Annotated in this window: 2 protein-coding genes and 1 pseudogene; 1 reads left to right on the top strand and 2 read right to left on the bottom strand. The window is 69.2% G+C overall.

What is annotated here, in order from left to right; genetic code table 11:
- Positions 1 to 65: 65 nt before the first annotated feature.
- Positions 66 to 188: pseudogene (locus tag ACY5KJ_RS18540) on the top strand (helix-turn-helix domain-containing protein); the annotation flags it as partial.
- Positions 189 to 1,432: 1,244 nt separating this feature from the next.
- Here ACY5KJ_RS18540 and ACY5KJ_RS18535 read toward each other — a convergent pair.
- Together ACY5KJ_RS18535 and ACY5KJ_RS18530 are read right to left on the bottom strand one after the other, a co-directional pair.
- Positions 1,433 to 2,002, bottom strand: a complete 570-nt coding sequence (locus ACY5KJ_RS18535; protein WP_462203960.1) for a transposase — start codon at positions 2,000 to 2,002, stop codon at positions 1,433 to 1,435.
- A complete protein-coding gene (locus ACY5KJ_RS18530) occupies positions 1,989 to 2,339 on the bottom strand; it encodes a transposase (RefSeq protein WP_462203959.1) in 351 nt (116 codons plus the stop codon). Before ACY5KJ_RS18530 ends, ACY5KJ_RS18535 begins: the two co-directional genes overlap by 14 nt.
- Between the last annotated feature and the right edge of the window lie 146 nt (positions 2,340 to 2,485).

Raw genomic sequence — 2,485 nt, 5'->3', positions numbered from 1 at the left:
AGCCCGCACCGCCTGCACCGCCCACCCAGCCCGCACCGCCCGCCCGGACCGGGGTCAGGGAAGAGATCGTCGCCGTGCTGCTCTGGGCGTCCGAGCCGATGTCGGCGGCGGAGATCGCCGACCAGATCGGCCGGGACCGGTCCACGGTCCAGCGGTACCTCAAGGATCTCAAGGAGGCCGGCTACGTCACCATGATCTTGGACGGCGGGTCCCGCGGGCGTCCCAGACACCTTTACCGATGGCTCGGCAAACCCTGGCCCCCGCCCGCCCGAACCCCTAACGGCCACGGCCGGGTACCCGGAGTATCTCTGTTTTCTCCTCTCCTTCCCCCGGGTACCGGGCCCGGCCAGGGCGGGCCGCCGCTCGGACCTGGGCCGGCTATGACTACCGCGACGGTGGGCGCACCCTCGAAGGCGTCGCCATCCGTGTCGCCCAACGGGTTGCAGCGATCTGGCGCAACCACACGACCGGCCTCTTCCAGCGGGCATGGGTACCGTCGAGGAGGCGGCAGGGAAGGCCTACGGCGTGCCTACCGGGAGAGTTGCCGGGGTAAAGCCGGGCACCGCCCCTACTAGTCGGTACACGGTGAACATGAGAACCGTTCCGGTCTCGCCCACCCGCGCCCGCCCGCGTCCAGTGGGACGGCGAGCAGGCCCACGGCCGGCTGACCGTCCGGGCGAGGCGGAGCCGTCGTAGGTCGCGGTAGGGACCGTCCTTGCGGGCGCCCCCGCACAGATCCCAGCGTGCGGGATTACCGCACTGGGCTCCTGCCTCGGGTTCTGGCGTCGAAGCGCACGCTCGGCATCGGGTGGCGTGGGCGGGCGGGTGGTAGCCATCGGTCGGCATGGCGCCCCATGCGCGCCCAGGCCAGTCGCGTGCGCTGGCTTCGTCGGCGAAGCGCCTTGAACCAGTGCCGTGTCGCCTGGGTGCGGAAGGACGCGACCGCGTCCGTGTTGCCGCGCACGGCGTAGTAGTTGAGATGCCCAACCACCACTGCGTAGCCACTGCCCTTGAACCGGGACGGGTTGGTGCCGGCGCCGCTTCAGTTCCTCCTTGATCTCTTTGAGCTTCGCCCGCATCCGCCTCTTGTCCGTGACGCGCCTCACCCAGAAGTGCCCCTTCTTGGACGTCGCGCACAGATGTGTGAACCCCAGGAAGGTGAACGTCTCCGGCTTCCCGAGACCGTGGGTCTTCCGCCAACTGGCCGCGTAGCGACCGAACTGGATCAGCCGGGTCTTGCCGGGGTGCAGTTCCAAACCGAACCTGGCGAACCTCTCGCGCAGGTCGACGAGAAACCGACGGGCGTCGTCCTCGTACTCGAAGCCGGTGATCGCATCGTCGGCGAAACGGACAACGATCATCTGTCCGCGTGCCTTGTGTCTGCGCCACCGTTGAGGCTCTCCGCAGTTAGCCAGAGGTCGTAGTCATCTGATTACGTAGCGGTCGCGTGGGTAGTTACGGTCGGTCGCCACTGCGGGCGGGCAGCGCGGGAGGCGGTGTACCGGGCCCTGAGTTGCTGGTTGGCGACGTTGGACATCCCGAACGCCACCCGGTAGATCAGCTTCGTGAGGCGGTTGACTCCCTCGGCGGCCGCGTTGGAGATCCCGTGGTGGACAGCGTTCGTGATCTCCTCGAGCCAGGTGTTGAGGGTCTCGGTCGCGGTGACGAGTTCGGGGATGCTGGTGCCGAAGGTCGCGACGTAGTCGAGGAAGCGGAACGGTGTGCGCGATCTCGGTGCGGGTGACCGGCCGGCCGGTCCGTGACGGGGAGAGCGCGAGCGCCCTGAGCAGCCGGTTCTTCGCGGTCCAGGCGACGCGCAGGTCGTAGGCGGCGTCGCCGTCGATCGCGACGAGCTCGCCGAGCCCGTCGAGGATCTTCCGTCGGCCGCGGTCCGAGAGCCGCTCAGGACCGTAGCGCAGCGCGTTGTTGAGCTGGGACTCGACGTCGGTGGCCCGGCCGCGCCGGTCGTGGAGCTGGTGACTGATGCGTCATCGCACGTCATCGCACATCCTGCCCAGGTGCTGGGCCACATGAAAATGATCGGCCGCGACCATCGCGTGCGGGAGGGCCTCGCGGGCGACGGCCCGGTACGTCGTCGACATGTCGATCGTGACCGCCCGGATCCCGTCACGCCAGGCCGCCGGCTGGGCCCGGAGCCAGGCGATCACGGGGGCCCTCGCCCGGGTCTCGACCACGCCGAGCAGGCCGTGCCCACCCGCGGAGACGAACGCGCCGTGCGCCGTGTGCCAGGCCACCCGCGCCCACCGCGCGGCCACACCATCCGTCTCGAACTCCAACACCTCGGCCACGAACCCCGGCAACCCCAGCACCGCCGCCACCGCACGACCAGCCGTACCCCCGAACAACAACGCACCCGTTCTTCCGGCGATCACGGACCTTAGACAAGTCGCGATCTTTCCGGATGGGCGGGTGCGTCCCTTTACAGCCCCAGGAGCCATCACGCTCCGTCACAACGACAGGTTGC

The sequence above is a fragment of the Frankia sp. CcWB3 genome (assembly GCF_977927595.1).
Note: the sequence above shows the minus strand (reverse complement) of the source record. Positions and strands in the feature narration are given on the sequence as shown.